Origin of the sequence: Agromyces sp. NPDC058136, assembly GCF_042884375.1 — a bacterium.
GTDB lineage: Bacteria > Actinomycetota > Actinomycetes > Actinomycetales > Microbacteriaceae > Agromyces.
In genome coordinates this window covers 613,417-637,393 of the sequence record NZ_JBHVUA010000001.1, presented here as the reverse complement: position 1 = coordinate 637,393, position 23,977 = coordinate 613,417, and the positions used below count along the sequence as shown (strand labels likewise).

Sequence of the window (23,977 nt, the reverse complement as noted above, 5' to 3'; positions counted from 1 at the left end):
TGATCAGCAGCGACGGGGGCGGCCGGGTGGCCGCCCCCGTCGTCGTCCGCCGGGCATGTCGGAGGAGGGGCGATGAACGACGATTCCCCCCGCAACCCCCGGCGACCGGCGAATCCGGCGGGCGCGCGCACGCCGCGTTCGCGCGCACCGCAGGGCTCACGGCCGGATGCCTCGGCGCCGACCTCGCCGGCGAAGCCCGCGAAGTCTGCGAAGCCCGCGAAGTCCGCGAAGGCGAAGAACACCGCGAAGGCGAAGGCGAGCACGGCTTCAGCGAAGCCCCGCAGCTCGGCGAAGCCGGTCGTCGGCGAATCGACGGCGGCCGTGCGCGCGGGGTGGCTCAGTGGCATCCGATTCTCAGGTTTCTCGCTCATCATGCTGGGAGTGCTCGTGCTCGCCGTCGTCGTGCTCGCGCCGACGGTCGCGGCCTACGCGCAGCAGCGGGCGCAGCTCGCCGAGCTGCGCGCCGCGGTCGCCGCGCAGGAGACCGAGGTGCAGCGTCTGCGCGACGAGCGCGAACGCTGGAATGATGAGACCTTCATCGTCACGCAGGCGCGCGAGCGCCTGTACTACGTGATGCCGGGCGAGGTCAGCTACCTCGTCATCGACGACCGCAGCCAGGCTGCGAAGACGGAGGAGACCCGCGAGGTCTCCGCCGAAGTGACCGAATCGAAGGGCGATTGGATGCGCACCCTGCTCGACTCCGTGATGACCGCGGGGCTCGCCCCCGAGGCGGGCGACCCGGCGGCTCCGGCCCCCGAAGCGGAGGGCGCGCGATGACCCGGCCCCCGTTCGACGAGGTCACCGAGCGCGACCTCGCCATCGTCTCCGCCCAGCTCGGCCGACCCGCCCGCAACGTCGTCGGCATCGCGGCGCGCTGCGTCTGCGGCGCCCCGACCGTCGTCGCGACCTCGCCGCGCCTGGCCGACGGCACGCCGTTCCCGACCTTCTACTACCTCTCGCACCCGGGTGCGACGGCCGCGATGTCGTTCCTCGAGGCCGCGCAGCTCATGGTCGAGTGCACCGAGCTGCTCGCGAGCGACGACGAGGTGCGCGCCGCCTACGAGCAGGCGCACCGCGAGTACCTCGCCGACCGCGCGCAGTTCGGCGACGTCGCCGAGGTCGAGGGCATCTCGGCCGGCGGCATGCCGACCCGGGTGAAGTGCCTGCACGCGCTCGCCGCCCAGTCGCTCGCCGCGGGCCCGGGCCTCAACCCGATCGGCGACCTCGCGCTCGAACGCTCGAGCTGGTCGCCGAACGTCTGCCGCTGCCCCGACTACGGAGTCGACGCAGAGTGACCCGCCGCCGGGGCAGGCTCGCCACGACGCTCGCGAAGACCGCGACCGCCGCGGTCGCGGCTGCCGCGGTGCTGCTCGCGGGCGCGGCTCCGGCCCACGCCGACACGGTGCGCGACTACGAGTACTGGCTCGGCGACTACGGCTTCACGACCGCGTGGAACTCGACCAAGGGCAAGGGCGTCACGGTCGCGATCATCGACACGGGCGTCAACGGCAACGTCACCGAACTGCGCGGCGCCGTCACCGGCGGCACGGATGTCTCGGGCCTCGGCACCCCCGACGGGCAGACCCCGGTCGGCGACCCCGACGAGAGCGGGCACGGCACGATGGTCGCCTCGCTCCTCGCCGGGCGCGGCACGGGCGAGGGCAACGGCGTGATCGGCGTCGCGCCCGAGGCATCCCTGCTGACCGTGTCGGTCGCCTTCGGACAGGAGACGGGCGCCGCGAAGACGAACGACGAGCAGATCGCCGAGGGCGTGCGGTGGGCCGTCGACAACGGCGCCGATGTCATCAACATGTCGCTCACCCGCAACACCCGCGACTGGCCCGAGAGCTGGGACGACGCGTTCATGTACGCCTTCGAGCACGACGTCGTCGTCGTCGCCGCAGCGGGCAATCGGGGCAGCGGGACGACCGAGGTGGGGGCTCCCGCGACGATCCCAGGGGTGCTCGCCGTCGCCGGTGTCGACAAGGAGGGGAACGCGAGCCTCGACGCGAGCTCGCAGGGCATCACCCTCGGCGTCGCCGCGCCGAGCGAAGACCTCGTCGGGGTCCGACCCGACGGCCGCGTCGTCATCTGGGACGGCACGAGCGCGGCGACCCCGATCGTGTCGGGCCTCGTCGCACTGGTCCGTGCGGAGTACCCCGACCTCGACGCGGCGAACGTCATCAACCGGGTCATCCGCACCGCCGACCCGAACGGGCACGAGGTGCCGAGCCCGCTCTACGGGTTCGGGCTCATCGACCCGGTGCCGGCGCTCAACGCCGACGTGGAGGAGATCGACGCGAATCCGCTCGGCAGCCTCGCCGAATGGATCACCCTGCATCGACGGGCCTCGTCGACGGAACCGCCCACCGAACCCTCCGAATCCGAGATCGTGCCGATCGCCGATCCGCCGCCGCCGGCCGACGAGGGCACGGCGACCCTGCTCCCGACCCCGTGGACGCTGGCCTACATCACGGTGCCGCTCTCGCTCGTCGCAGGATTTGGTACGCTAGCAACGCTGTTGGGCATCGGCGCCACTCGGCATACCAGGCGGACTGTGCGCATTCGCGAGCAGTGATCGCACGAATCAATCCGCATCACCAGATACTGAGGAGTCCATTCACCGTGCCCAAGATTCTCATCGTCGGCGGTGGTTATGCGGGGTTCTACACGGCGTGGAAGCTCGAGAAGTGGCTGCGCGCCGGCGAGGCCGAGGTGACGGTCGTCGACCCGCTGCCCTACATGACCTACCAGCCGTTCCTTCCCGAGGTCGCCGCCGGTTCGATCGAGGCCCGCCACGCGGTCACCTCGCAGCGCCGCCACCTGAAGAAGACCAACGTCATCACGGCGAAGGTCACGAAGATCGACCACGCCGCCAAGACCGCGACGATCACCCCCGAGCTCGGCGAGCCGTGGGAGTTCGACTACGACGTGGTCGTCGTCACCGGCGGCGCCGTGTCGCGCACCTTCCCGATCCCCGGCATCGCCGACAACGCGATCGGCCTGAAGACGATCGAAGAGGCCGTGGCGATCCGCGACCGACTCGTCTCGAACTTCGACAAGGCGGCCACGCTGCCCGCCGGCCCCGAGCGCGAGCGCCTGCTCACCGTCACCGTCGTCGGCGGCGGTTTCGCCGGCATCGAGGTGTTCGCCGAGCTCCGCTCCTTCGCGAGCTCGCTGCTCGAGTACTACCCGCAGCTCTCGTTCGAAGAGACCCACTTCCACCTCATCGAGGCGATGGGCCGCATCATGCCCGAGGTGTCGCTCGAGACGAGCCACTGGGTCATCAAGCACCTCGCGCAGCGCGGTGCCGAGATCCACCTCGACACGCAGCTCACGAGCGCGCAGGACGGCAAGATCGAGCTGTCGACGGGTGAGAGCTTCGAGTCCGACCTCATCGTCTGGACGGCCGGCGTCATGGCGAACCCCGCCATCGTGCGCACGAGCGACCTGCCGGTCGAGGAGCGCGGCCGCATCAAGACCCGCGCCGACCTCCGCGTCGGCGACGACGAGGAGATCATCGCCGACGCCTGGGCGGCCGGCGACATCTCGGCCGTGCCCGACCTCTCTGGCGGCGGCGTCGGCGGTTACTGCGTGCCGAACGCACAGCACGCGGTGCGTCAGGGCAAGCTCCTCGCGAAGAACATCGTCGCGGTGCTCCGCGGCGAGGAGCCGAAGGACTACTTCCACAAGAACCTCGGTGCGGTCGCCGGTCTCGGCATCGGCTCGGGTGTGTTCCAGTCGGGCAAGATCGCGATCAAGGGCCTCATCGCCTGGTTCGCGCACCGCGGCTACCACGGCCTCGCGATGCCCAGCTGGGAGCGCAAGTTCCGCGTGTTCTGGGGCTGGTGGAACAACTTCTGGCTCGGCCGCGACATCGTCTCGCTCGAGGCGGTCCAGAACCCGCGCGCCCAGTTCGAGCTGTTCGCCGCGCGCCCGAAGCCTCCGGCAGCCGAGGCGCCTGCGCCGGCGAAGGCCGCCAAGCCCGCGGCGAAGGAGCCCGTCGCCGCCAAGTAGCGGTCGGCCGCTGACTAAGCTGAAACGCGGCGTCGCCCCTCGGGGCGCGCCGCGTTTCCGCGTCTCACGACGTGCGCTCCCGTAGCCCAACCGGCAGAGGCAGGCGGCTTAAACCCGCTCGAGTCTGGGTTCGAATCCCAGCGGGAGCACCGGATGAGCACCGGACGAGTGTCGGGCGAGAATCGGGTGTCGGCAGACTCCGTGGGCGAACTCCGAGAAATGTGCTGCGCCCCGGGCGCTCGCGGGTCTAGTCTCGGCCACAACGGCGCGATGGCCGTGTCGTGGAGGGAAGGACACCGCAGTGAACAACAGCTTCTGGGACTTCTTGGTCTGGCTCTTCTGGTTCTACGTGATGGTCGCGTGCATCTGGATCTTCATCACGGTGATCATCGACATCTTCCGCGACCACACCCTGAACGGGTGGGCGAAGGCGCTGTGGGTGATCTTCCTCGTGTTCCTGCCGTTCCTGGCGGCGTTCATCTACCTGATCGCGCGTGGCAAGTCCATGTCGGAGCGCCGCATGCAGGAGGTGCAGCAGATGCAGGCCCAGAACGCCGACTACATCAGGACGGTGGCGGGCACGGGCGGCGGAGCGTCCTCGGCGAGCGAGATCGAGACAGCGAAGCGCCTGCTCGACTCGGGCGCGATCAACCAAGCCGAGTACGAGCAGCTGAAGGCGAAGGCGATCGCGGGGTAGGCGGCAGCCGACGAGAACCGACGGCGGCCGTGCAGTGGGGGCTGTGCGGCCGCCGTTTCGCGCGTGAGCAGATGCCTCGCGCTCGCCTCGCTCAGTCCATGTGGTCGAGCCGCCGGAGGATGATCCCTTCGCGGAGCGCCCACGGGGACACCTCGAGTTCGCGCACGTCGAAGGCGCGCATGGCCTCGGAGAGCACGACGGCGCCCGCCACGATCTGGAAGGTTCGGTCGGCGGTGATGCCCGGTAGCGCCGGGCGGGCGTCGGCTGGGATCTTCGCGAGCCTCGGCGTCCAGTCGTCGAGGCCGCGGCGGGTGAGCACGTAGCGGTCGCTCGAGCCGACCCCGTCGGCGACGTGTCCGGCGAGCCGGGCGAGCGAGCGGATCGTCTTCGACGAGCCGACGACGTGGTCGGGGGAGGCGAGCCCGCGGAACGCGCCGACCTCGCCCGCGAGGAGCTCCCTGGCGTGCGCGCGGAGCCGGGCGACCTGCGCCTCGGTGGGCGGGTCGTCGGGGAGGAATTCGACGGTCGAGCGTCCGGCGCCGAGCGGCACCGACCTCGCGACCTCGGGGATCTCGTCGACGCCCTGGGTGAGTTCGAGCGAACCGCCGCCGATGTCGAAGAGGAGGAGGTTGTCGGCCGACCAGCCGTACCAGCGCCGTACCGCGAGGAAGGTGAGGTTCGCCTCGTCCTCCCCGGGGAGGACCTGGAGCTCGACGCCGGTCTCGCGGGCGACGCGGGCGAGGACCTCCTCGCCGTTCGCGGCCTCGCGGATCGCGGACGTCGCGAAGGGGAGGAACTCGTCGATGTCGGCCTCACGTGCGGCGGCGGCCGCTGAGCCGACGGCGTCGATGATGGCCCGGACGCCCTCCTCGCTGATGGCGCCGTCCGCGTCGAGATAGCGCATGAGGCGCAGCACCGACTTGTGCGAGGTCATCGGGATGGGGCGCGCGCCGCGGTGCGCGTCGACCACCAGGAGGTGCACCGTATTGGATCCGACATCGAGAACACCGAGACGCATGTTGCGAGCGTACTGGCTGCCGCGCATGCATGTCGTAGCGTTTTCATGCATACTGATGCGACTGGGACGATCGTCCCACTTCGTCGGCATCGGAGTCGAGAGGACATCGTGGCCCGCATTTCCGCTTCGGAGCGCCGCGCAGCGCTCATCGCTGCCGCGCTCACCGTCGTCTCGCGCAAGGGCCTCGCCCAGGCGACCACCCGGGCGATCGTCGCCGAGGCCGGTATGAGCCTCGCGAGCTTCCACTACGCGTTCGAGTCGCGCGACGAGCTCATCGACGAACTCATCGCCACCGTCGTCGCGCGCGAGCAGCAGGCCGTCACCCCGGACGAGGTCCAGGGGCTCAGCCTCCACGAACTCATCGAGGCCGGCATCCTGCGCTATTTCGAACACCTCAAGGCCGACCCTGAGCACGAGCAGGCGATGCTCGAGCTCACCCAGTACGCGCTGCGTTCGCCCGAACGCCAGCCGCTGGCCGCCGCCCAGTACGCGAAGTACATCGCCCTCGCGGCGGAGACCCTCGAGCTCGGCGCCGAACTCGCCGGCGCCCGGTGGACGGTGCCCGTCGAACGCGTCGCCCGCGTGCTCGTCGCGTTCACCGACGGCCTCACCATGACCTGGCTCGTCGATCGCGACGATGCCGCCGCCCGGGCGGTCGCACACGCGGCCGCCGACGCCCTCACGAGAATGGCCGACACCCGATGACGCGTGCCGACGTCCCAGACGCCCCCGGCGCCTCCGCGACCACCACCACGGCCGGCACACCGGCCGCCTACGCCGAACCGACCCGCCGCATCGGCGCCGGGTGGATCGCCTCGTTCGCCACGGTGTGGCTCGGCATCTGGATGGCCCAGCTCACCCCGGTGCAGCTGCTCCTGCCCGCACAGATCGACGCGGAGCTGCAGCCCGAGCACTGGGTCGACTCCGTCGTCGCGTTCGGCACGATCTCGGGTATCGCCGCGATCGCGACGATCATCGCCTACCCGCTGACGGGCGCGCTCTCCGACCGCACGACCTCGCGCTTCGGCCGACGTCGCCCGTGGATCCTCGTCGGCGCGCTCGTCTTCGCCGGTGCGCTCGTCGCGCTCGGCCAGCAGACCGAGATGTGGGCGATCGGCACGGCATGGGTCGTGGCATCCATCGGCTTCTGCATCATGACCGCGGCGCTCACCGCGACGATCTCCGACCAGGTTCCGGTGAACCAGCGCGGTTTCGTGTCGGGGTGGATGTCTGCGCCGCAGGCGGTCGGCATCATCGTCGGGCTCGTGCTCGTGACCGAGCTCGTCACCGACGCGGCGCTCGGCTACGTGCTGCTCGCCGTCATCCTCGTCGTGCTCGCCGTGCCGTTCCTCACCCGGCACGACGAACCCCTCGCGCCCGCGCTGCGCACCCCGATGACGCTGCGCACGATCATCTCGGGCTTCTGGATCAGCCCCCGCAAGCACCCCGACTTCGGGTGGACGCTGCTCAGCCGGGTGCTCGTCTCCACGGGCAACGCGCTCGGCACGAGCCTCCTGCTGTACTTCCTCATGTTCCAGCTGAACGACGAGAACGCCGAGGCCGACCTCATCGTGCTGACGCTCGTCTACATGGTGTTCGTGATCCTCGCCTCGCTCATCGGCGGCCGGCTCTCCGACAAGCTCGGCCGCCGCAAGCAGTTCGTGTTCGTCGCCTCGGCGCTGCAGGGCGTCGCCGCGCTCATGCTCGGCCTCTTCCCCGACCTCACCGTCGCGATGATCGGCGCCGGCCTCCTCGGGCTCGGCTACGGCTGCTTCCTCTCGGTCGACCAGGCGCTCGCGACGCAGGTGCTGCCCGACGCCGCGTCGCGCGGAAAGGACCTCGGCATCATGAACATCGCCTCCGCCGTGCCGCAGGCCATCGCACCGATGATCGGGGCGGCCGCGGTCGTCGTGTCGGGATCGTTCGTGCTCGTGTTCCTGCTCGGTGCGGCGCTCTCGACCGCCGGGGCGTTCGCCGTCGCGCGGGTGCGGAGCGTGCGATGAACCTCCTCGAACTGCGCATGACCGGCAGCGTCGAGCGCGACGCGAAGACGTGGAGCACACCCGCCGAGTACTGGCCGCGCCTCACCGCCGCGACCACGCACCTCGACGCCCCCGTCGGCGCGCTGCACCTCGGCGCCCTGCGGCACAACGCGCTCGACATGCTCCAGCGCGCGAACGGCACTCCGATCCGCGTGGCCTCGAAGTCGGTGCGGGTGCGCAGCGTCATCGAGTCGCTGCTCGCGATGCCCGGGTACCGCGGCGTGCTCGCCTACACGCTCGCCGAGGCGCTGTGGCTCGCCGACACGGTCGACGACGTCGTCGTCGGCTACCCGACGGCCGAGAAGGCGAGCCTCCGCCGCCTCGCGACCGACCCCGACTTCGCGGCGCGCGTCACGCTCATGGTCGACTCGCCCGCGCAGCTCGACCTCATCGATTCGGTGCTCCCGCCCGGCAAGCGCGAGACGATCCGCGTCTGCCTCGAACTGGATGCCTCGTGGGACGCCCCGGTGCTCGGCCATCTCGGCGTCCGGCGCTCCCCGGTGCACGCCCCGGCCGACGCGGGCGCGCTCGCCGCGTACATCGTGCGGCGCCCCGGGTTCGAACTGGTCGGCATGATGTCGTACGAGGCGCAGATCGCGGGCGTCGTGAACCGGCCGGCCGGACGCCCCGTCGACGGCGCCGTGAACCGGTGGATGCAGTCGCGGTCGATGCCCGAGCTCCTCGAACGCCGCGCCCGCGCGGTCGCTGCGGTGCGCGAGCACGCCGAACTCGAGTTCGTCAACGGCGGCGGCACCGGTTCGCTCGAACGCACCTCGGCCGACCCCGCGATCACCGAGATCGCGGCGGGTTCGGGGCTGTTCGGCGGGCACCTCTTCGACGGCTACGAGCACTTCACCCCGGCGCCGGCCGCGGCCTTCGCCCTCGACGTGGTGCGCCGCCCGAGCGCGGCGCACGCCACGATCCTCGGCGGCGGCTGGATCGCCTCCGGCCCGCCCGCGCCCGACCGGCTGCCGCGCATCGTCTGGCCCGAGGGGCTCACGATGGAACCGCGCGAGATGGCCGGCGAGGTGCAGACCCCCGTCTCGGGGCGCGCAGCGCGACGCATGGGCGTCGGCGACCGGGTGTGGTTCCGGCACACGAAGTCGGGTGAGCTCGCCGAGCACCTGAACGAGTTCGCCGTCGTCGACGGCGACGAGACCGTGGCGATGATCCCGACGTATCGGGGAGAAGGGCAGGCGTTCCTGTGACCGCGACCGGAGCAACGTGGCGCAACTGGGGCCGCACCGAACAGGTGCGCCCGATTCGGGTCGAGCGACCCGATTCGCCCGAGGCCGTGCAGCGCGCGGTCGCCGCGGCCGCCGCGAGCGATCTCCGCATCAAGCCGGTCGGTTCGGGCCACAGCTTCACGGGCATCGCGGTGGCGCCGGGCGTGCAGCTCGACCTCACCTCGCTCTCGGGCGTCATCCACGCCGACGTCGAGACCGGCCGGGTCACGCTCGCGGCCGGCACCCGCCTGCACCAGTTGCCCGGGCTGCTCGCACCCTACGGTCTCGCGCTGCCGAACATGGGCGACATCGACCGGCAGACGATCTCGGGCGCGACCTCGACGGGCACCCACGGCACCGGCCTCGGATTCGGCGGACTCGCGACCCAGATCGTCGCGGCGAAGCTCGTGACCGGCACGGGGGAGCTCATCACCGTGAGCGAGACCGAACGGCCCGAACTGCTCCCGGCCGTGCGCCTCGGCCTCGGCGCCCTCGGCGTCATCGTCGAGCTCACGCTGCAGCTCGTGCCGCGCTACGTGCTGCACGCGGTCGAGAAGCCCGAACCGCTCGACAAGGTGCTCGACGACTGGATGGGCCGGGTGCGCGGCGCCGACCACTTCGAGTTCTACTGGTTCCCGCACACCGAGCAGGCGCTCACGAAGACGAACACCCGCCTGCCGGGCGATGCCCCGCGAAACCCCCTCGGCCGGATCTCGCGCTGGGTCGACGACGAAGTGCTCGCGAACGGCCTGTACCGGGGCATCTGCGCCCTGGGCCGGCTGGCGCCCGCCACCACGCCCTTCTTCGCCAGGCAGGTCGACAAGTTCACGGGCGACCGCGACTTCGCCGACTTCTCGCCGTCGGTCTTCATCACGAACCGCACCGTGCGGTTCCGCGAGATGGAGTACGCGATCCCGCTTGCGGCGGTGCCCGAGGCGTTCCGCGAGGTGCGCGCCCTCATCGAGCGCAAGGGCTGGCGGGTGAGCTTCCCGATCGAGGTGCGCGCCGCGGCCGCCGACGACAACTGGCTCTCGACCGCGCACGGCCGCGAGTCGGGCTACATCGCCGTGCACCGCTACTTCCGCGAGGACGAGCGCGAGTACTTCTCCGCCGTCGAGGACATCATGCGCGCCCACGAGGGCCGCCCGCACTGGGGCAAGATGCACACGCAGACCGCGGAGTCGCTCAGCCGGGTGTACCCGCGCTTCGACGACTTCCTCGCCGTGCGGGACGAGCTCGACCCAGAGCGTCGCTTCCAGAACCCCTACCTCGAGCGGGTGCTCGACGGGGTGCGCGTCACGGCCTGACGAGCACGAGCGGGTCGCACGGCACGGGCGGGGCGGAGCCCGTGGCATCCGCCCCTGCTCGTCTCAGGGCGTGCGACGCCGCAGCGTGATCGAGCCGAGCACGATGCACCCGACGATCCACGCCGCGATCACGAGGAGCTTCGCCGTGATCCACGCGGCCGACTCGCTGTCGGCGGCGACCGCCTGCAGCGCATCGATCGCGAAGGTGAGCGGGAGCCAGGAGCTGATCGCCTCGAGCGCCTCGGGCAGTTGATCGGTCGGGATGAAGATGCCGCCGAGCAGGATCTGCGGGAAGACGAGCAAGGGCATGAACTGCACGACCTGGAACTCGGTGCGCGCGAACGCGCTCGCGAGGAGCCCGAGCGCGGTGCCGAGCAGGGCGTCGGCGACCGCCACGGCGAAGAGCAGCCAGATGGAGCCCTCGATCTCGAGGCCGCACACCCACACCGCGAACGACACGGCGATCGCGGTCTGCGCGACCGCGAGCAACCCGAACGCGAGCGCGTAGCCGAGGATGAAGTCGCCCTTGCCGAGCGGCATCGACAGCAGCCGTTCGAGGGTGCCGCTGCGACGTTCGCGCAGGGTCGCGATGCTCGTGACGAGGAACATCACGATGAACGGGAACAGCGCGATCATCGCCGGGCCGATGTCGGCGAACACGTCGGTGTCGACGAAGATCCACGCGACGAGGCCGATCAGGAGGCTCGGGACGACGAGCAGGAGCGCGATGGTGCGGTGATCGTGCCTGATCTGCCCGAGCACGCGGCCTGCGGTGGCGAAGGTCCGGGTGAGGTTCATCGGGATGCCTCCTCGTCGGCGTCGCGCGGACGGAGATCGGGCTCGCCGCGCTCGATGAGCCGGAGGAACGCCGTCTCGACGTCGTCGGTGCCGGTCACCTCGAGCACGCCGCGCACGGTGTCGTCGGCGAGCAGTGCCCCGTCGCGCATGAGCAGGAGGCGATCGCAGCGCTTCGCCTCGTCCATCACATGGCTCGACACGAGGAGGGTGACCCCCTCGTCGGCGAGGGTGCGGAACATGTTCCAGAGCTCGACCCGCAGCACGGGGTCGAGGCCGACCGTCGGCTCGTCGAGCACGAGCAGCTCGGGGCTGCCGAGCAGCGCCGCCGCGAGTGAGACCCTGCTGCGCTGGCCGCCCGAGAGCGCGCCCACGAGGCGATGCTCGACCGATCCGAGGTCGGTCCGCTCGATGACGCGATCGACGTCGCTGGCCGGTGCGCCCAGCACCCGACGGAAGTAGCTCAGGTTCTGCCGGACTGTGAGGTCGTCGTAGACGCTCGCCTGCTGGGTGACGTACGACACCCGGTGGCGGAGCTCCCTGCTGCCGGCGGGTCGACCGAGCACGTCGATGGTGCCCGACTTCACGACCTGCACGCCCACGATGGAGCGCATTAGCGTGGTCTTGCCGCTGCCGCTCGGGCCGAGCAGCCCGACGATCATGCCGCTCGGCACCGCGAGCGAGAGCCCCTCGAGCACGGGCGTTCCCCCGCGATCGACATGGAGGTCCTCCGCGATGATCGCGGCGGTCGCGCCCGGCTGAGGTGCCGGAGCATCCGGAGTATTCAGCATGTGCTGAATATCTCGCTGCGCCAGAGGCCTGTCAAGCCCCCGGGGGACGACCGGTCAGGTGCCACTGCACGGCCGGCCCGACGCGTGCGACGAGTTCGTCGACCGGGAGCGAAGCGAGGGGTTCGAACTCGAGCACGTACCGCACCATGATCACCCCGACGAGTTGGGATGCCGCGAGCTCGGCGCGAAGCTCGGCGTCGGCGGCGGCCGCCTCGTCGAGGTCGCCGTCGGCGAGCCGCACGGCGATCCGGTGCATGATCTCGCCGCGCAGGAACTCCCGCAGCATGCGGGCGACCGGGCCGTGCCCGATCGCCGAGCGGAGGGCCGCGACGGCGGCCGGGCGGACGGCGGGCGAGTCCCATGCGGTGAGGACGGCGCGCACCAGCCGCGCGCCGAGTTCGTCGATCGGTCCGTCGAGCGCGGTGCGCACCAGCCGGTCGGGCCGGAGCGGGACCTCGACGACCTCGGCGACGAGCCGCTGCTTGTCGTCGAAGTAGTGGTGGACGAGCGCCGGGTCGACGCCCGCTCGGCGCGCGATCGCCCGCATCGAGGCGGCTTCGTAGCCGCGCTCGCCGAACTCGGCCGTCGCCGCGGCGAGGATCCGTGCCCGCAGGTCGCCCTGCTCCGCGCCGCGCGGACGACCGGGGCGTCGCGGGGTGGAGCGCTCCGTCACAGTCTGAGCCTAACCCCGGAGCATCCACCGCGGTTCCTCCGAGTCTCATGGGAACGGACGCCGCGGAGAAGGGCGCTCGGTAGGATTGCAGAGCCTCAGAATCACAGCCGAACGCACTAGGAGTCCGCGCCATGGAATGGCTCATTCCCGTCCTCATCGTCGTCGCACTCGTGCTCATCATCGGCATCTACCTGTGGGCCACCTACAACTCGCTCGTCACGCTGAACGTTCGCGTCGATGAGGCGTGGAGCGACATCACGGTGCAGCTGAAGCGCCGTGCCGACCTGATCCCGAACCTCATCGAGGCCGTCAAGGGCTACGCCGCGCACGAGAAGAGCGTCTTCGAGTCGGTCACCCAGGCGCGCGCCGAGACCCTGCAGGCGCAGGGCCCCGCGCAGGCCGGTGCCGCCGAGAACCACATGCAGCAGGCGCTGAAGTCGATCTTCGCCGTCGCCGAGGCGTACCCGCAGCTGCAGGCCAGCCAGAACTTCCTGCAGCTGCAGTCCGAGCTGGTCGACACCGAAGACAAGATCCAGGCGTCGCGCCGCTTCTACAACGGCGGGGTGCGCGAGCTCAACACGAAGATCAAGGTGTTCCCGAACACGCTGTTCGTGCGCGGCCTCGGGTTCCACGAGCGCGACTTCTTCGAGGTCACCGAGCCGGCGGCGATCGCCGAGCCGCCGCGCGTCCAGTTCTGATCTAAGGGACGTCGTTGTACCGCGCGATCGCCAAGAACAAACGCAACACCGTCTTCATCATCCTGTTCTTCCTCGCCATCATCGGCGGGCTCGGCTGGCTCGCCGCCGCCATCTACAACGACCTGACGATCGTGATCGTGACGCTCGTCGTCGCGACCGGCTACGCCCTCATCCAGTACTTCACGGCCGACCGGCAGGCGCTGTCGATGTCGGGCGCCGTCGAGATCACCTCGAAGGCCGAGCACCCGCGCCTCTGGCGCACCGTCGAGAACCTCTCGATCGCGACCGGCACGCCGATGCCTCGCGTCTTCGTCGTCTCCGACCCGGCGCCGAACGCCTTCGCCACCGGGCGCGACCCCGAGCACGCCGTCGTCGCCGCGACCACCGGCCTCCTCGAGATCATGGACGACGCCGAACTCGAGGGCGTCATGGCGCACGAGCTCGGGCACGTGCGCAACTACGACATCCGGCTCTCGATGGTCGTGTTCGGCCTCGTGGTGGCCGTCGGGTTCATCTCCGACATGCTCGTGCGCATGGCGTTCTTCGGCCGGAACAACAACAACGGCAACCCCATCGTCATGATCTTCGGGCTCGTCGCGATGCTCATCGCCCCGCTCGTCGCGAGCCTCGTGCAACTCGCGGTGTCGCGACAGCGCGAATACCTGGCGGATGCCACGGGCGCGATGACCACCCGTCACCCCGACGCGCTGGCCCGAGCCCTCGCGAAGCTCGACGCCTACGGCCGGCCCATGCAACGCCAGAACTCGTCGATGGCGCACCTCTGGATCGCCGACCCGCTGAAGCCCGGCGTCATGGACCGCCTCTTCGCCACCCACCCGCCGATCGCCGACCGCATCGAGCGGCTCGAGAAGATGGGCGGCAGCTTCTAAGCTGCGGCCAGCTCGCTCGCAAGCGCGGGGGAGAGGTCGCCCCGGCCCGCCACGACCACCTCGTCGAGCCCCTGCCACGCCGCCGCGCGCCGCAGCACCGGCACGAGGCGCGCCGCCGTCTCGGCGGGCGCACCTGGCTCGGCCCACGCGGACTGCACCCGCAGGGTGCGCGCCTTGCGGTCGCTCTTGAGGTCGATGCGGCCCACGACGCGGTCGTCGAGGAGCACCGGCAGCGAGTAGTAGCCGAACTTGCGGTCGGGCTCGGGCGTGTAGATCTCGATGCGGTAGTGGAAGTCGAAGAGCCGCTCGGTGCGCGGGCGGAACCACACGACCGGGTCGAACGGCGAGAGCAGCGCCGTGGCATCGATGCGACGGGGCTTGCGCGCGTCGCGGTGCAGCCAGGCGGGTGTCGGGCGCGAGCCCGTCTGCCAGCCCGGGACCTCGACGGGCAGCAGCACGCCGGCGTCGACGAGTTCGGCGACGGCCTGCCGCACCGGCGCACGCTTCATCCGCCAGTAGTCGGCGAGGTCGGCCTCGGTCGCGATGCCCTGCGCTGCGGCCGCACGTTCGACGAGCTCGCGCACCGCGTCGGCCTCGGCCGGGGCGGTGCCGAGGAGGTCGGCGGGCAGCGCCTGCTCGGGCAGGGCGTACACCCGCTCGAAGCGCACCCGGTCGACGCACACGACGTCGCCCGTGCGGAACATCATCTCGAGCGTGCGCTTGACGTCGGACCAGCCCCACCAGGGGCCGCGCCGCTCGTTCGCGTCGTGCTCGATCTCGCTCGCCCGCATCGGCCCGTTCTCCGCGAGCTCGGCCCGAAGCCACACCGCGAGGTCGCGCTGCTCGGCGACCCAGCCGCCCCAGTCGTGCCCCGCGCGCCGGTACTCCTCGCGACGGAACTCGAACAGCGGCCACAGCTCGCGCGGGATGTACGCCGCCTGGTGCGCCCAGTACTCGACCATGCGGCCCCGATGACCGGTGGTGATGCGGTCGAGCGCGGCCCGATCGTAGTGCCCGACGCGGCTGAACGCGGGCAGGTAGTGGCTGCGCTCGAACACGTTGACCGAGTCGATCTGCAGGAGGCCGAGCCGGTCGACCACCCCGTTCAGGGCGCGGGTGCCCGCCGCCGAGGGATGCGGCCGGGCGAAACCCTGCGCTGCGAGGGCGATGCGGCGGGCGAGAGCGGGACTGACGACGTCGACCATGATGCATCCGACGCTATCGCTGACGACCGACACTGCGCTCGCCGTTCACGAGCTCGTCGCAGTCGACATGCCGAACCGCGCATACGCGGTGCCTAGACTGGTGCAATGGCGGACTCGACTGGTGGGGCGGGGAAGCGCGGCCGATGGTCGCGACGGTGGGCCGAGCGTGCGGCCGAGCCCTCGCCGAAGCCCGCCGAGCCCGTGCGCGACCCGGTCGAGTCGATCCCCTTCGGCATGCGGCTCGCGGGCGCGTGGTCGTGGCGCCTGCTCCTCGTCGGCGGCGTGCTCGCGGTCGTGGTCTTCCTCATCATCCAGCTCCGGCTGATCGTCATCCCGATCCTCGTGGCCGTGCTGCTCAGCGCCCTCCTGGTCCCGTTCTCGGGCTTCCTCCAGCGCCACCGCTGGCCCAAGTGGCTCGCCGTCGCGACGGCGATGCTCTCGGCCCTCGCCGTCGTCGGGGGCCTGCTCACGCTCGGCATCTGGCAGATCGCCCGCGGCGCCGACGAGCTCGCCGCGCAGTCGCTCGTCGCCTGGGAGAAGTTCCGCGAGTGGCTCCTCGAAGGGCCGTTGCACATCACCGAGGCCCAGCTCAACGACCTGGTCGATCGCGCGGTCTCGGCCGTGCAGCAGGACCTGGGCATCGTCTGGAGCGGCGCGCTGTCGGTCGGCTCGAGCCTCGGCCACTTCCTCGCCGGTATGCTGCTCGCCCTCTTCGCGACGCTCTTCATGCTCATCGACGGCCGCGGCATCTGGAACTGGATCGTCGGGATCTTCCCGCGACGCGCCCGCGCCGCCGTCGACGGCGCCGGAGGGGCCGGCTGGACGACCCTGCAGAACTTCGTCAAGGTGCAGATCCTCGTCGCGACGATCGATGCCATCGGCATCGGACTCGGCGCCCTGCTGCTCGGGGTGCCCCTCGCCGTCCCGATCGCGATCCTCGTCTTCCTCGGCTCGTTCATCCCGATCGTCGGCGCGGTCGTCACGGGCGCGCTCGCGGTGTTCGTCGCGCTCGTCTACAACGGACTCTGGCCCGCCGTCATCATGCTCGGCATCGTGCTGCTCGTGCAGCAGGTCGAGGGCCATGTGCTGCAGCCCCTCATCATGGGGACCGCGGTCAAGGTGCACCCGCTCGGCGTCGTGCTCGCGGTGGCGACGGGGTCGCTGCTCGCCGGCATCCCCGGTGCGCTCTTCGCTGTGCCCGTCGCCGCCGTCGTCAACGTCATGATCCTCTACGTCTCCGGCGGGGCGTGGAAGGACGACGCGCCACCGTCCACCGCCGACGTGCGATCTCCGCTCTGGCGCACCGTGCCCCAGCGGCCCGGATTCCGAGGAGAACCAACGAGTTGAGCACCACCGTCGCGGGGCCGAGCCTCGCCGAGTTCGAAGCCGCGCGCGCGGTCGTCGCGCGAGTCGCCCGGCAGACGCCGATGGAGTCGTCGAGGCACCTCGAGCGCCTCTTCGGCGCGCCGGTGCGCCTCAAGTGCGAGAACCTGCAGCGCACCGGCTCCTACAAGCTCCGCGGGGCCTACAACCGCCTCTCCGCACTGAGCGAGGAGGAGCGGGGCAGGGGAGTCGTGGCCGCCTCGGCCGGCAACCACGCCCAGGGCGTCGCGTTCGCCGCGCGCGAGCTCGGCATCCGCGCGACGATCTTCATGCCCGTCGGCGTCGCCCTCCCGAAGCTCGAGGCGACCCGCGCGTACGGCGCCGACGTCGTGCTCGCGGGCGCCTCCATCGGCGAGACGCTCGATGCGGCGGCCGCGTTCGCCGACGAGACGGGCGCCGTCATCATCCCGCCGTTCGACCACCACGACGTCGTCGCGGGCCAGGGCACGCTCGGCCTCGAACTCCTCGAGCAGGCGCCCGACGCGACGACCATCGTCGTGCCGATCGGCGGCGGCGGTCTCGCGGCCGGCATCGCGAGCGCCGTGAAGCAGCGCGCCGCGGCCGAAGGCCGCACGATCCGGGTGATCGGCGTGCAGGCCCAGAACGCGGCCCCCTACGTGGCATCCCTCGCGGCCGGATCGCCGCAGCAGGTGCCCGTCGTGCCGACCATCGCCGACGGCATCGCGGTGTACCGCCCCGGCGAGCTGAACTTCGAGATCATCCGCGAGACGATCGACGAGGTCGTCACGGTCGGCGAGGACGACATCGCCCGCGCACTGCTCGTGCTGCTCGAGCGCGCGAAGCTCGTGGTCGAGCCGGCCGGCGCGGTCGCCGTCGCGGCGATCATGACGGGCGCCGTGCCGAACGACGGCCCCGCGGTCGCGGTGCTCTCGGGCGGCAACATCGACCCGCTGCTCATGCAGCGCGTCATCGCGCACGGCCTCGCGGCCTCCGGCCGCTATCTCACGGTGCGGCTGGGCCTGCCCGACCGCCCGGGGCAGCTCGTGCGCGTCGCCGAACTCGTCGCGGGCACGCACGCGAACGTCGTCGAGGTCATGCACACGCGGCACGGTCGCGGCATGCAGATCTCCGAGGTCGAGATCGACATCTCGGTCGAGACGCGCGGCCCCGCGCACCGCGCGGAGGTCGTCGAGACGCTGCGCCGTGCCGGCTACGACCCCGTCGTCCTCGACGACTGACCGCGCGCGGTTGCCGGGGGTCGCACGCGGTCTCCTGAACGACGAAGAGCGGATGCCGGTGGCATCCGCTCTTCGCGTACTCGGGGTGAGGCGCCGCCTACTGGCCGCCCCAGGTGTCGACGGCCGTGATCTCGACCGCGATCTCGCGCCCGTTCGGGGCGGTGTAGCTCGTCTTCGCACCGACCGCGAGGCCGAGGATCGCCGCGCCGAGCGGCGACTGCTCGCTCCACACGTCGAGCTCGGAGTCGCCCGCGATCTCGCGGCTGCCGATGAGGAAGGTCTCTTCGTCGCCCGCGATGATCGCGGTGATGACGGTGCCCGACTCGACGATGCCCTTCGACGCGGGAGCGTCGCCGACCTCGGCGGTCTTCAGCAGCCCCTTGAGCTGGCGGATGCGGGCCTCGATCTTGCCCTGCTCGTCCTTCGCGGCGTGGTAGCCGCCGTTCTCCTTGAGGTCGCCCTCTTCGCGTGCCGCTTCGATGCGCTTCGCGATCTCTTCACGACCCGAGGTCGAGAGCTGCTCGAGTTCCGCCGCGAGGCGGTCGTGGGCCTCCTGGGTGAGCCAGGTGACGGTGGCGTCCTGCGCCATGATGCACACTCCTGTGTAGGGATAGCCCGATTCGGGCGTCGGCACGCCGGATAGACGTGTCGCCCCGAACAACGTTCAGGGCGAATGACCCATGTTAGGTGAGCCAGCAGCGGTAAATCAAACCCGTGTTCGCCTCCTGAGCGGTGCGCACGGTCTCGGTGAGCGCACGGATGTGCTGATCGGAGGCCGGAACCTCGATCACCCGCCAGCCGACGACCGTGAAATCCTCGTTGAGCGCCTGCACGATGCAGGCCGTCTCGTTGCCGGGCGGCACCGAGAGGTTCCAGCTCACCTCGACGAGGCGTTCGTCGTTCATGAGGCGGTGGCCGGTGTCGGTGACCTCGACCTGCGGCTTCTGCCCGTCGAGGCCGGCCCAGACGACCCACGCGATGAGCACGATCGCGCACGCGATCGCACCGCCGATGAGCAGGAAGCGGTCGCGGGAGCGGTTGCGACGGTTGCGTCCGTAGCGATCGTCGAGCTGCGCACTCGCGGGTGCGTCGGTCTGGGTGGGCACCCGGGCTCCTTCAGAGGTGGATCGACTAGGCTGCATCAAGCCTAACGCCGCCCCCTGAAAGCCGTGTCCGTCCTTGAAAGGCTCCCGATGCTCGTCGATTCCGTCCGCTCTGCGCTCCTCCCGATGAGCGCTCTCGCCTCCGAGAAGGACGAGTTCGACCCGAACACGGTCACCCCCGGCGTGTGGGGCTTCGTCGTGACGTTCGTCATCATGGTCGTGGTGCTGCTGCTCATCCTCGACATGGTGCGGCGCATCCGGCGCACCAACTACCGTGCGCAGGTGCGGGCCGAGCTCGAGGCCGAGGCGGCCGCCGAGGCTGCCGCCGCAGACGAAGCGGCGTTCGGCGGCGCCGACGGCCAGGCGACGGATGCCTCGGGCGAGCTGCCGGGCGAGGGCGACGGACCCGAGCGGGGCTGACCCGGCCGAGGGTCGCGAAAGACCCGGCAAGGGCCGATCGAACCTCAGCCGAGGTGGTACGCCGGTGCCATCGCGATGAGCAGCGTCGCCGTCCAGTGGCACATGAACGCCAGCACCGTGCAGGTGTGGAAGATCTCGTGGAACCCGAAGACGCCGGGCCACGGGTTCGGCTTCTTGAGGGCGTACACGATCGCGCCGCCGGTGTAGAAGAGTCCGCCGACGATGACGAGCACCATCATCGCGAGGTTCGCCGCGAGCAGGTCGCCCATGTACATCACGGCCGCCCAGCCGAGCAGCAGGTACAGCGCGACGTAGAGCCAGCGCGGCGCCGTGATCCAGAACACGCGGAAGCAGATGCCCGCGAGCGCCCCGGCCCAGACGACGGCGAGCAGCAGCCACCCCTTCTCGGGCGGCAGCGCCAGCACCGCGAGGGGCGTGTACGTGCCGGCGATGAGCAGGAAGATGTTGGCGTGGTCGACGCGCTTGAGCGCGAGCTTCGTCTTCGGCTTCCAGTTGATGCGGTGGTAGAGCGCCGAGTTGCCGAAGAGGAGCATCGAGGAGAGCACGAAGACCGCGGAGGCCCACTTCGCCGGGGCGCCTTCGGCGAGCACGATGAGCACGATGCCGGCGACGATCGTCACCGGGAACGTCCCGGCGTGGATCCAGCCGCGCCAGGTCGGCTTGACCTCTTCGGCGGCGTGGGTGAGCGAGTCGTCGAGCAGCGGGATGTTCGGCAGATCGGGGCCGTGCTGCTCGGGGTCGAGGGCCGCGTCGGCGGGGTCGTCGGGGGCGACCGGGCGCGTCAACCCTTCGACGAAGTCGGCGGGTTCGCGGCGGCGCTCGGGGGTCATGGTCACAGCGTAGAGCCTCGCCGGTCACGGCCGGCTGTGAGTTCGGCGCCGGGCGTAAGGGGGTAGCGTAGTCCCGTGCAGACGAGCGATCAGCCCCTCGGTCGCGGGATCCTCTACCGGCTCTATCAGAACCGGCTCCGTCGCGGACTCGACCCCGCAGCCCTCCCGCGCCACGTCGCGATGATCATCGACGGCAATCGCCGCTGGGCGAAGCAGCTCGGCTTCGACAGCGCCGCGCACGGGCACCGCGCCGGTGCGGCGAAGATGCGCGAGTTCCTCGAGTGGTGCGACGATCTCGGCGTCAAGGTCGTCACCCTCTACCTGCTCTCGAGCGACAACCTCGGCAACCGCCCGAGCGACGAGCTCGCCGATCTCATCGAGATCATCGCCGAACTCGCCGAAGAGCTCAGCCACTACCGCGACTGGCGGGTGCAGCACGTCGGCAGCGACGCCGGGCTCCCCGAACCGCTCGTGGCCGCGCTCGACGCCGCCGAGCACCGCACCGACGACAAGCACGGCCTCCACGTCAACCTCGCGGTCGGGTACGGCGGCCGCACCGAGATCACCGACGCGATGCGGTCGATCGTCGCCGCCCACCACGCCGAGGGGCGCAGCCTGGAAGACCTGGCCGAGCGGCTCACCCCCGACCTCATCGGCGAGCACCTCTACACGGGCGGCCAGCCCGACCCCGACCTCGTCATCCGCACCTCGGGCGAGCAGCGGCTCAGCGACTTCATGCTGTGGCAGTCGGCGCACAGCGAGTTCTACTTCGTCGAGGCGCTCGGGCCCGATCTGCGCAAGGTCGACTTCCTTCGCGCGCTCCGCGACTACACCAAGCGCCACCGTCGATTCGGCGGGTGACCCGGCGATCCTTCGACGGGCGATGCTGCGGGGCATCCCCCTGTTCTGCAAGGATGTTCGACGGAGAAGGGGGCACCTCACGTGACCATCGAAGCTTTCAACGACGGGTTCACCGAAGAACCCGGCTACCTCGACTACGGCCGGGTGGGGCCGATGTCGACGGCCGCCGCCGAAGAGGTGCTCGCGTTCACGCAGGTGCTCCAGCGCGCCCGGCACGGCAGCCTGGACGCCTTCACCGAGCAGGACGACCGGGTGCGCGCCGCGGCCGCCGCGGTGACCGGCTTCACCACCGAGCAGATCGTCTTCGAGCCGAACACCACCACGGGCGTCATGCACGCCATGTTCGGCCTCACCGGGGGAGTGCTGCTCTCGGCCGAGGAGTTCCCGAGCCTGCCCATCGGCGCCGTGCGCGCGCAGGAAGCGCTGCACACCGTGCAGCCCGTGTGGCTCGAGACCGACCACGGCAAGGTCACGCCCGGGCAGATCCGCGAACAGCTCGAGCAGAACGTCGCCGCCGTCGCGGTGAGCCTCGTCGACTCGCGCACCGGCTACCTCTGCGACATCGAGGGCATCCGCCAGGTGATCGGCGACCGGCTGCTCATCGTCGACGCGATCCAGGGCTTCGGCGTCGTGGATGCTCCATGGCAGGTCGCCGACGTCGTCGTCACCGGCGGGCAGAAGTGGTGCCGCGCCGGGTGGGGCACCGGCCTCCTCGCCCTCTCCGACCGGGCGCTCGAACGGCTCGTGCCCGTGTTCTCGGGCTTCAGCGGGACGGACGAGCCGATGCCGTGGGGCCATGTGCCGCCGCCTGCGCCCGACGCGCGCGCCTACCGCATCTCGAACCCCGACCCCCTCGCGCAGGCCCGCTTCGCCGCGGCGCTCGAAGAGATCCACGCCACCGGCGTCGGTGAAATCAACGCCGCGATGGCCGAGCGGGTGAGCCGGGCGATCGAACTCGCCGACGAGTACGCGATCGCCGTCGTCTCCTCGCGCGACGAGCAGGAGCGCGCCGGAATCGTCGTGCTCGAGCCGCCCGCCGAGCAGGTCACCCTGCTCTCGGCGTCGCTGCACAACCACGGCGTGACCGCGACGACCCGCCTCGGGCAGGTTCGCCTCTCGATCCACGCCGCGACCAGCGACGAGACCTTCGAGATGCTGCGCGCCGCGTTCGTCTCGTACTCGACGGCCGCCAGCTACTGAGCCGCGAAACCGACGGGCGGATGCCACGGGGCCGGCCCCGTGGCATCCGCCCGTGCGCTTCGCGCCGAATGTGAACTGCAGATGACGTTCCGCGTGTCGCTTCCGCGGTTCGGGCGCCGCAGACGTAGGTTCGGCTCAACGGGCAGATCGCCCGTTCGAGTCGGCCTCGAAACCGACTACGGAGGAATCGCCGGTCGACTTGTGAACCGGGCTGAGGCTCGGGGCGGGAGCGGTTGTGGCGTCATCGGTTTCTCCTGAATCGGTCGGTCGTTCCGAGGCGCGCGAGCGCGTCGCACAGGCCGAGCGCACGTACGTCCTCGACACCTCTGTGCTGTTGAGCGATCCGCGTGCACTCTTCAACTTCGCCGAGCACGCGGTGGTGCTGCCCGTGGTGGTCATCACCGAGCTCGAGGCGAAGCGCAACGACCCCGAGATCGGCTACTTCGCGCGGCAGTCGCTGCGGATCCTCGACGAGCTGCGCGTCGCGCACGAGCGGCTCGACTTCCCGATCCCCGTCGGCGACGGCGGCTCGCTCCGCGTCGAGCTCAACCACTCGAGCCCGAAGGTGCTGCCGAGCGGGCTCCAGCTCGGCGACAACGACTCCCGGATCCTCGCCTGCGCGGCGAACCTCCAGCAGGACGGCGTGCCCGTCACGGTCGTCTCGAAGGACCTGCCGCTCCGCGTCAAGGCCGCCTCGATCGGCCTCGACGCGCAGGAGTACCGGCATGAGCTCGCCCTCGACTCCGGCTGGACGGGCATGGCCGAGCTCTCCCTCGGCTCGAACGAGATGGCCTCGCTGTACGAGCACGAGTCGATGACCACGAAGGAGGTCGAGGGGATGCCCGTGAACACGGGCCTCGTCATCCACTCCGACCGGGGGTCGGCGCTCGGCCGCGTCGTCGGCGAACGCGAGGTGAAGCTCGTGCGCGGCGACCGCGACGTGTTCGGGGTGCACGGCCGCTCGGCCGAGCAGCGGCTCGCGATCGACCTGCTGCTCGACCCCGAGGTCGGCATCCTCTCCCTCGGCGGGCGGGCAGGCACCGGAAAGTCGGCGCTTGCACTGTGCGCGGGGCTCGAGATGGTGCTCGAACGGCAGCAGCACAAGAAGATCATGGTGTTCCGCCCGCTCTACGCGGTCGGCGGCCAGGAGCTCGGCTACCTGCCCGGCGACCAGGGCGAGAAGATGAACCCCTGGGGGCAGGCGGTGTTCGACACCCTCGGCTCGGTCGTCAGCGACAACGTGCTCGACGAGGTGGTCGACCGCGGCATCCTCGAGGTGCTGCCGCTCACGCACATCCGCGGGCGGTCGCTGCACGACGCCTTCGTGATCGTCGACGAGGCGCAGTCGCTCGAACGCAACGTGCTCCTCACCGTGCTCAGCCGCATCGGCCAGAACTCGCGGGTCGTGCTCACCCACGACGTCGCCCAGCGCGACAACCTGCGGGTCGGTCGCCACGACGGCATCGCGAGCGTCATCGAGACGCTGAAGGGGCATCCCCTCTTCGCCCACATCACGCTCACGAGAAGCGAGCGCTCCGCGATCGCGGCCCTCGTGGCCGAGGTGCTCGACGGGGCCGAGCTGACGTAGGGGCGGGGCCTCA

General features: G+C 70.8%; 25 protein-coding genes and 1 tRNA gene. 18 read left to right on the top strand and 8 right to left on the bottom strand.

Annotated features, from left to right (window positions below; genetic code table 11):
• Positions 1–72 precede the first annotated feature (72 nt).
• From ACFVTX_RS02970 to ACFVTX_RS02945, 6 genes are all read left to right on the top strand, one after another.
• Positions 73–777: a septum formation initiator family protein gene (locus tag ACFVTX_RS02970; RefSeq protein ID WP_386897897.1), complete on the top strand. Its 705-nt coding sequence runs from the start codon at positions 73–75 to the stop codon at positions 775–777.
• On the top strand, positions 774–1,295 hold the full coding sequence (locus ACFVTX_RS02965; protein ID WP_386897896.1) for a DUF501 domain-containing protein: 522 nt from the start codon (positions 774–776) through the stop codon (positions 1,293–1,295). Before ACFVTX_RS02970 ends, ACFVTX_RS02965 begins: the two co-directional genes overlap by 4 nt.
• Positions 1,292–2,578 (top strand): S8 family serine peptidase, encoded by a 1,287-nt coding sequence (locus ACFVTX_RS02960; RefSeq protein ID WP_386897894.1) that lies wholly within the window; start codon positions 1,292–1,294, stop codon positions 2,576–2,578. The genes ACFVTX_RS02965 and ACFVTX_RS02960 overlap by 4 nt, the downstream gene beginning before the upstream one ends.
• Before the next feature lie 47 nt (positions 2,579–2,625).
• Positions 2,626–4,017 (top strand): NAD(P)/FAD-dependent oxidoreductase, encoded by a 1,392-nt coding sequence (locus tag ACFVTX_RS02955; protein WP_386897893.1) that lies wholly within the window; start codon positions 2,626–2,628, stop codon positions 4,015–4,017.
• Between the two features lie 75 nt (positions 4,018–4,092).
• Positions 4,093–4,166: transfer RNA gene (locus tag ACFVTX_RS02950), tRNA-Leu, on the top strand.
• A gap of 152 nt (positions 4,167–4,318) precedes the next feature.
• Positions 4,319–4,714, top strand: coding sequence for an SHOCT domain-containing protein (locus ACFVTX_RS02945; protein WP_386897891.1), 396 nt, complete (start codon positions 4,319–4,321; stop codon positions 4,712–4,714).
• A 91-nt stretch (positions 4,715–4,805) separates the two neighbouring features.
• Here ACFVTX_RS02945 and ACFVTX_RS02940 read toward each other — a convergent pair whose 3' ends face one another.
• The gene (locus ACFVTX_RS02940) at positions 4,806–5,732 is read right to left on the bottom strand and encodes a Ppx/GppA phosphatase family protein (protein ID WP_386897889.1); all 927 of its coding nucleotides are present in this window, start codon (positions 5,730–5,732) and stop codon (positions 4,806–4,808) included.
• Between the two features lie 108 nt (positions 5,733–5,840).
• Here ACFVTX_RS02940 and ACFVTX_RS02935 point away from each other — a divergent pair, with 108 nt between their 5' ends.
• Genes ACFVTX_RS02935 through ACFVTX_RS02920 form a run of 4 tightly spaced genes read left to right on the top strand, consistent with a single transcriptional unit; the run spans position 5,841 to position 10,307 of the window.
• The gene (locus ACFVTX_RS02935) at positions 5,841–6,437 is read left to right on the top strand and encodes a TetR/AcrR family transcriptional regulator (protein ID WP_386897887.1); all 597 of its coding nucleotides are present in this window, start codon (positions 5,841–5,843) and stop codon (positions 6,435–6,437) included.
• Complete coding sequence (locus ACFVTX_RS02930; protein WP_386897885.1) at positions 6,434–7,735, top strand: MFS transporter; 1,302 nt, start codon at positions 6,434–6,436, stop codon at positions 7,733–7,735. Before ACFVTX_RS02935 ends, ACFVTX_RS02930 begins: the two co-directional genes overlap by 4 nt.
• Positions 7,732–8,982, top strand: coding sequence for an alanine racemase (locus ACFVTX_RS02925; RefSeq protein ID WP_386897883.1), 1,251 nt, complete (start codon positions 7,732–7,734; stop codon positions 8,980–8,982). Before ACFVTX_RS02930 ends, ACFVTX_RS02925 begins: the two co-directional genes overlap by 4 nt.
• Positions 8,979–10,307 carry a D-arabinono-1,4-lactone oxidase gene (locus ACFVTX_RS02920; protein WP_386897881.1) on the top strand — a complete coding sequence of 443 codons (1,329 nt, stop codon included), beginning with the start codon at positions 8,979–8,981 and terminating at the stop codon, positions 10,305–10,307. Before ACFVTX_RS02925 ends, ACFVTX_RS02920 begins: the two co-directional genes overlap by 4 nt.
• Positions 10,308–10,370: 63 nt before the next feature.
• On the opposite strand, the gene ACFVTX_RS02915 is transcribed toward ACFVTX_RS02920, so the two are convergent.
• Genes ACFVTX_RS02915 through ACFVTX_RS02905 form a run of 3 tightly spaced genes read right to left on the bottom strand, consistent with a single transcriptional unit; the run spans position 10,371 to position 12,566 of the window.
• A complete protein-coding gene (locus tag ACFVTX_RS02915) occupies positions 10,371–11,105 on the bottom strand; it encodes an ABC transporter permease (RefSeq protein ID WP_386897879.1) in 735 nt (244 codons plus the stop codon).
• A complete protein-coding gene (locus tag ACFVTX_RS02910; RefSeq protein ID WP_386897877.1) occupies positions 11,102–11,893 on the bottom strand; it encodes an ABC transporter ATP-binding protein in 792 nt (263 codons plus the stop codon). The genes ACFVTX_RS02915 and ACFVTX_RS02910 overlap by 4 nt, the downstream gene beginning before the upstream one ends.
• A gap of 31 nt (positions 11,894–11,924) precedes the next feature.
• Positions 11,925–12,566 (bottom strand): TetR family transcriptional regulator, encoded by a 642-nt coding sequence (locus ACFVTX_RS02905; RefSeq protein ID WP_386897875.1) that lies wholly within the window; start codon positions 12,564–12,566, stop codon positions 11,925–11,927.
• 131 nt (positions 12,567–12,697) lie between these two features.
• Between ACFVTX_RS02905 and ACFVTX_RS02900 the strand changes: the two genes are divergently transcribed.
• Both ACFVTX_RS02900 and ACFVTX_RS02895 read left to right on the top strand, forming a co-directional pair.
• Positions 12,698–13,264: a LemA family protein gene (locus ACFVTX_RS02900; protein ID WP_386897873.1), complete on the top strand. Its 567-nt coding sequence runs from the start codon at positions 12,698–12,700 to the stop codon at positions 13,262–13,264.
• Between the two features lie 14 nt (positions 13,265–13,278).
• Positions 13,279–14,154, top strand: coding sequence for a M48 family metalloprotease (locus tag ACFVTX_RS02895; protein WP_386897871.1), 876 nt, complete (start codon positions 13,279–13,281; stop codon positions 14,152–14,154).
• On the opposite strand, the gene ACFVTX_RS02890 is transcribed toward ACFVTX_RS02895, so the two are convergent.
• Positions 14,151–15,359, bottom strand: a complete 1,209-nt coding sequence (locus ACFVTX_RS02890; RefSeq protein WP_386897869.1) for a winged helix-turn-helix domain-containing protein — start codon at positions 15,357–15,359, stop codon at positions 14,151–14,153. The genes ACFVTX_RS02895 and ACFVTX_RS02890 overlap by 4 nt on opposite strands.
• Before the next feature lie 105 nt (positions 15,360–15,464).
• Between ACFVTX_RS02890 and ACFVTX_RS02885 the strand changes: the two genes are divergently transcribed.
• Both ACFVTX_RS02885 and ilvA read left to right on the top strand, forming a co-directional pair.
• A complete protein-coding gene (locus ACFVTX_RS02885) occupies positions 15,465–16,706 on the top strand; it encodes an AI-2E family transporter (RefSeq protein ID WP_386897867.1) in 1,242 nt (413 codons plus the stop codon).
• Entirely contained in the window at positions 16,703–17,941 is a 1,239-nt protein-coding gene (gene ilvA, locus ACFVTX_RS02880; RefSeq protein ID WP_386897866.1) for a threonine ammonia-lyase, read from the top strand. The genes ACFVTX_RS02885 and ilvA overlap by 4 nt, the downstream gene beginning before the upstream one ends.
• 97 nt (positions 17,942–18,038) lie before the next feature.
• Here ilvA and greA read toward each other — a convergent pair whose 3' ends face one another.
• Positions 18,039–18,530 (bottom strand): transcription elongation factor GreA, encoded by a 492-nt coding sequence (gene greA, locus ACFVTX_RS02875; RefSeq protein WP_386897865.1) that lies wholly within the window; start codon positions 18,528–18,530, stop codon positions 18,039–18,041.
• Positions 18,531–18,624: 94 nt separating this feature from the next.
• Positions 18,625–19,047 (bottom strand): DUF4307 domain-containing protein, encoded by a 423-nt coding sequence (locus ACFVTX_RS02870; protein ID WP_386897863.1) that lies wholly within the window; start codon positions 19,045–19,047, stop codon positions 18,625–18,627.
• Between the two features lie 123 nt (positions 19,048–19,170).
• On the opposite strand from ACFVTX_RS02870, the gene ACFVTX_RS02865 reads away from it, so the two are divergent.
• Positions 19,171–19,464: a hypothetical protein gene (locus ACFVTX_RS02865; protein WP_386897861.1), complete on the top strand. Its 294-nt coding sequence runs from the start codon at positions 19,171–19,173 to the stop codon at positions 19,462–19,464.
• 44 nt (positions 19,465–19,508) lie between these two features.
• Here ACFVTX_RS02865 and ACFVTX_RS02860 read toward each other — a convergent pair whose 3' ends face one another.
• Positions 19,509–20,315 carry a hemolysin III family protein gene (locus ACFVTX_RS02860; RefSeq protein ID WP_386897860.1) on the bottom strand — a complete coding sequence of 269 codons (807 nt, stop codon included), beginning with the start codon at positions 20,313–20,315 and terminating at the stop codon, positions 19,509–19,511.
• Positions 20,316–20,390: 75 nt separating this feature from the next.
• On the opposite strand from ACFVTX_RS02860, the gene ACFVTX_RS02855 reads away from it, so the two are divergent.
• The 3 genes from ACFVTX_RS02855 to ACFVTX_RS02845 all read left to right on the top strand — a co-directional run bounded on the left by ACFVTX_RS02855 (position 20,391) and on the right by ACFVTX_RS02845 (position 23,964).
• Positions 20,391–21,176, top strand: a complete 786-nt coding sequence (locus tag ACFVTX_RS02855) for an isoprenyl transferase (RefSeq protein WP_386897858.1) — start codon at positions 20,391–20,393, stop codon at positions 21,174–21,176.
• Positions 21,177–21,257: 81 nt separating this feature from the next.
• Positions 21,258–22,376: an aminotransferase class V-fold PLP-dependent enzyme gene (locus ACFVTX_RS02850; protein ID WP_386897857.1), complete on the top strand. Its 1,119-nt coding sequence runs from the start codon at positions 21,258–21,260 to the stop codon at positions 22,374–22,376.
• Positions 22,377–22,704: 328 nt separating this feature from the next.
• Positions 22,705–23,964, top strand: a complete 1,260-nt coding sequence (locus ACFVTX_RS02845) for a PhoH family protein (RefSeq protein ID WP_386898731.1) — start codon at positions 22,705–22,707, stop codon at positions 23,962–23,964.
• Positions 23,965–23,977 lie beyond the last annotated feature (13 nt).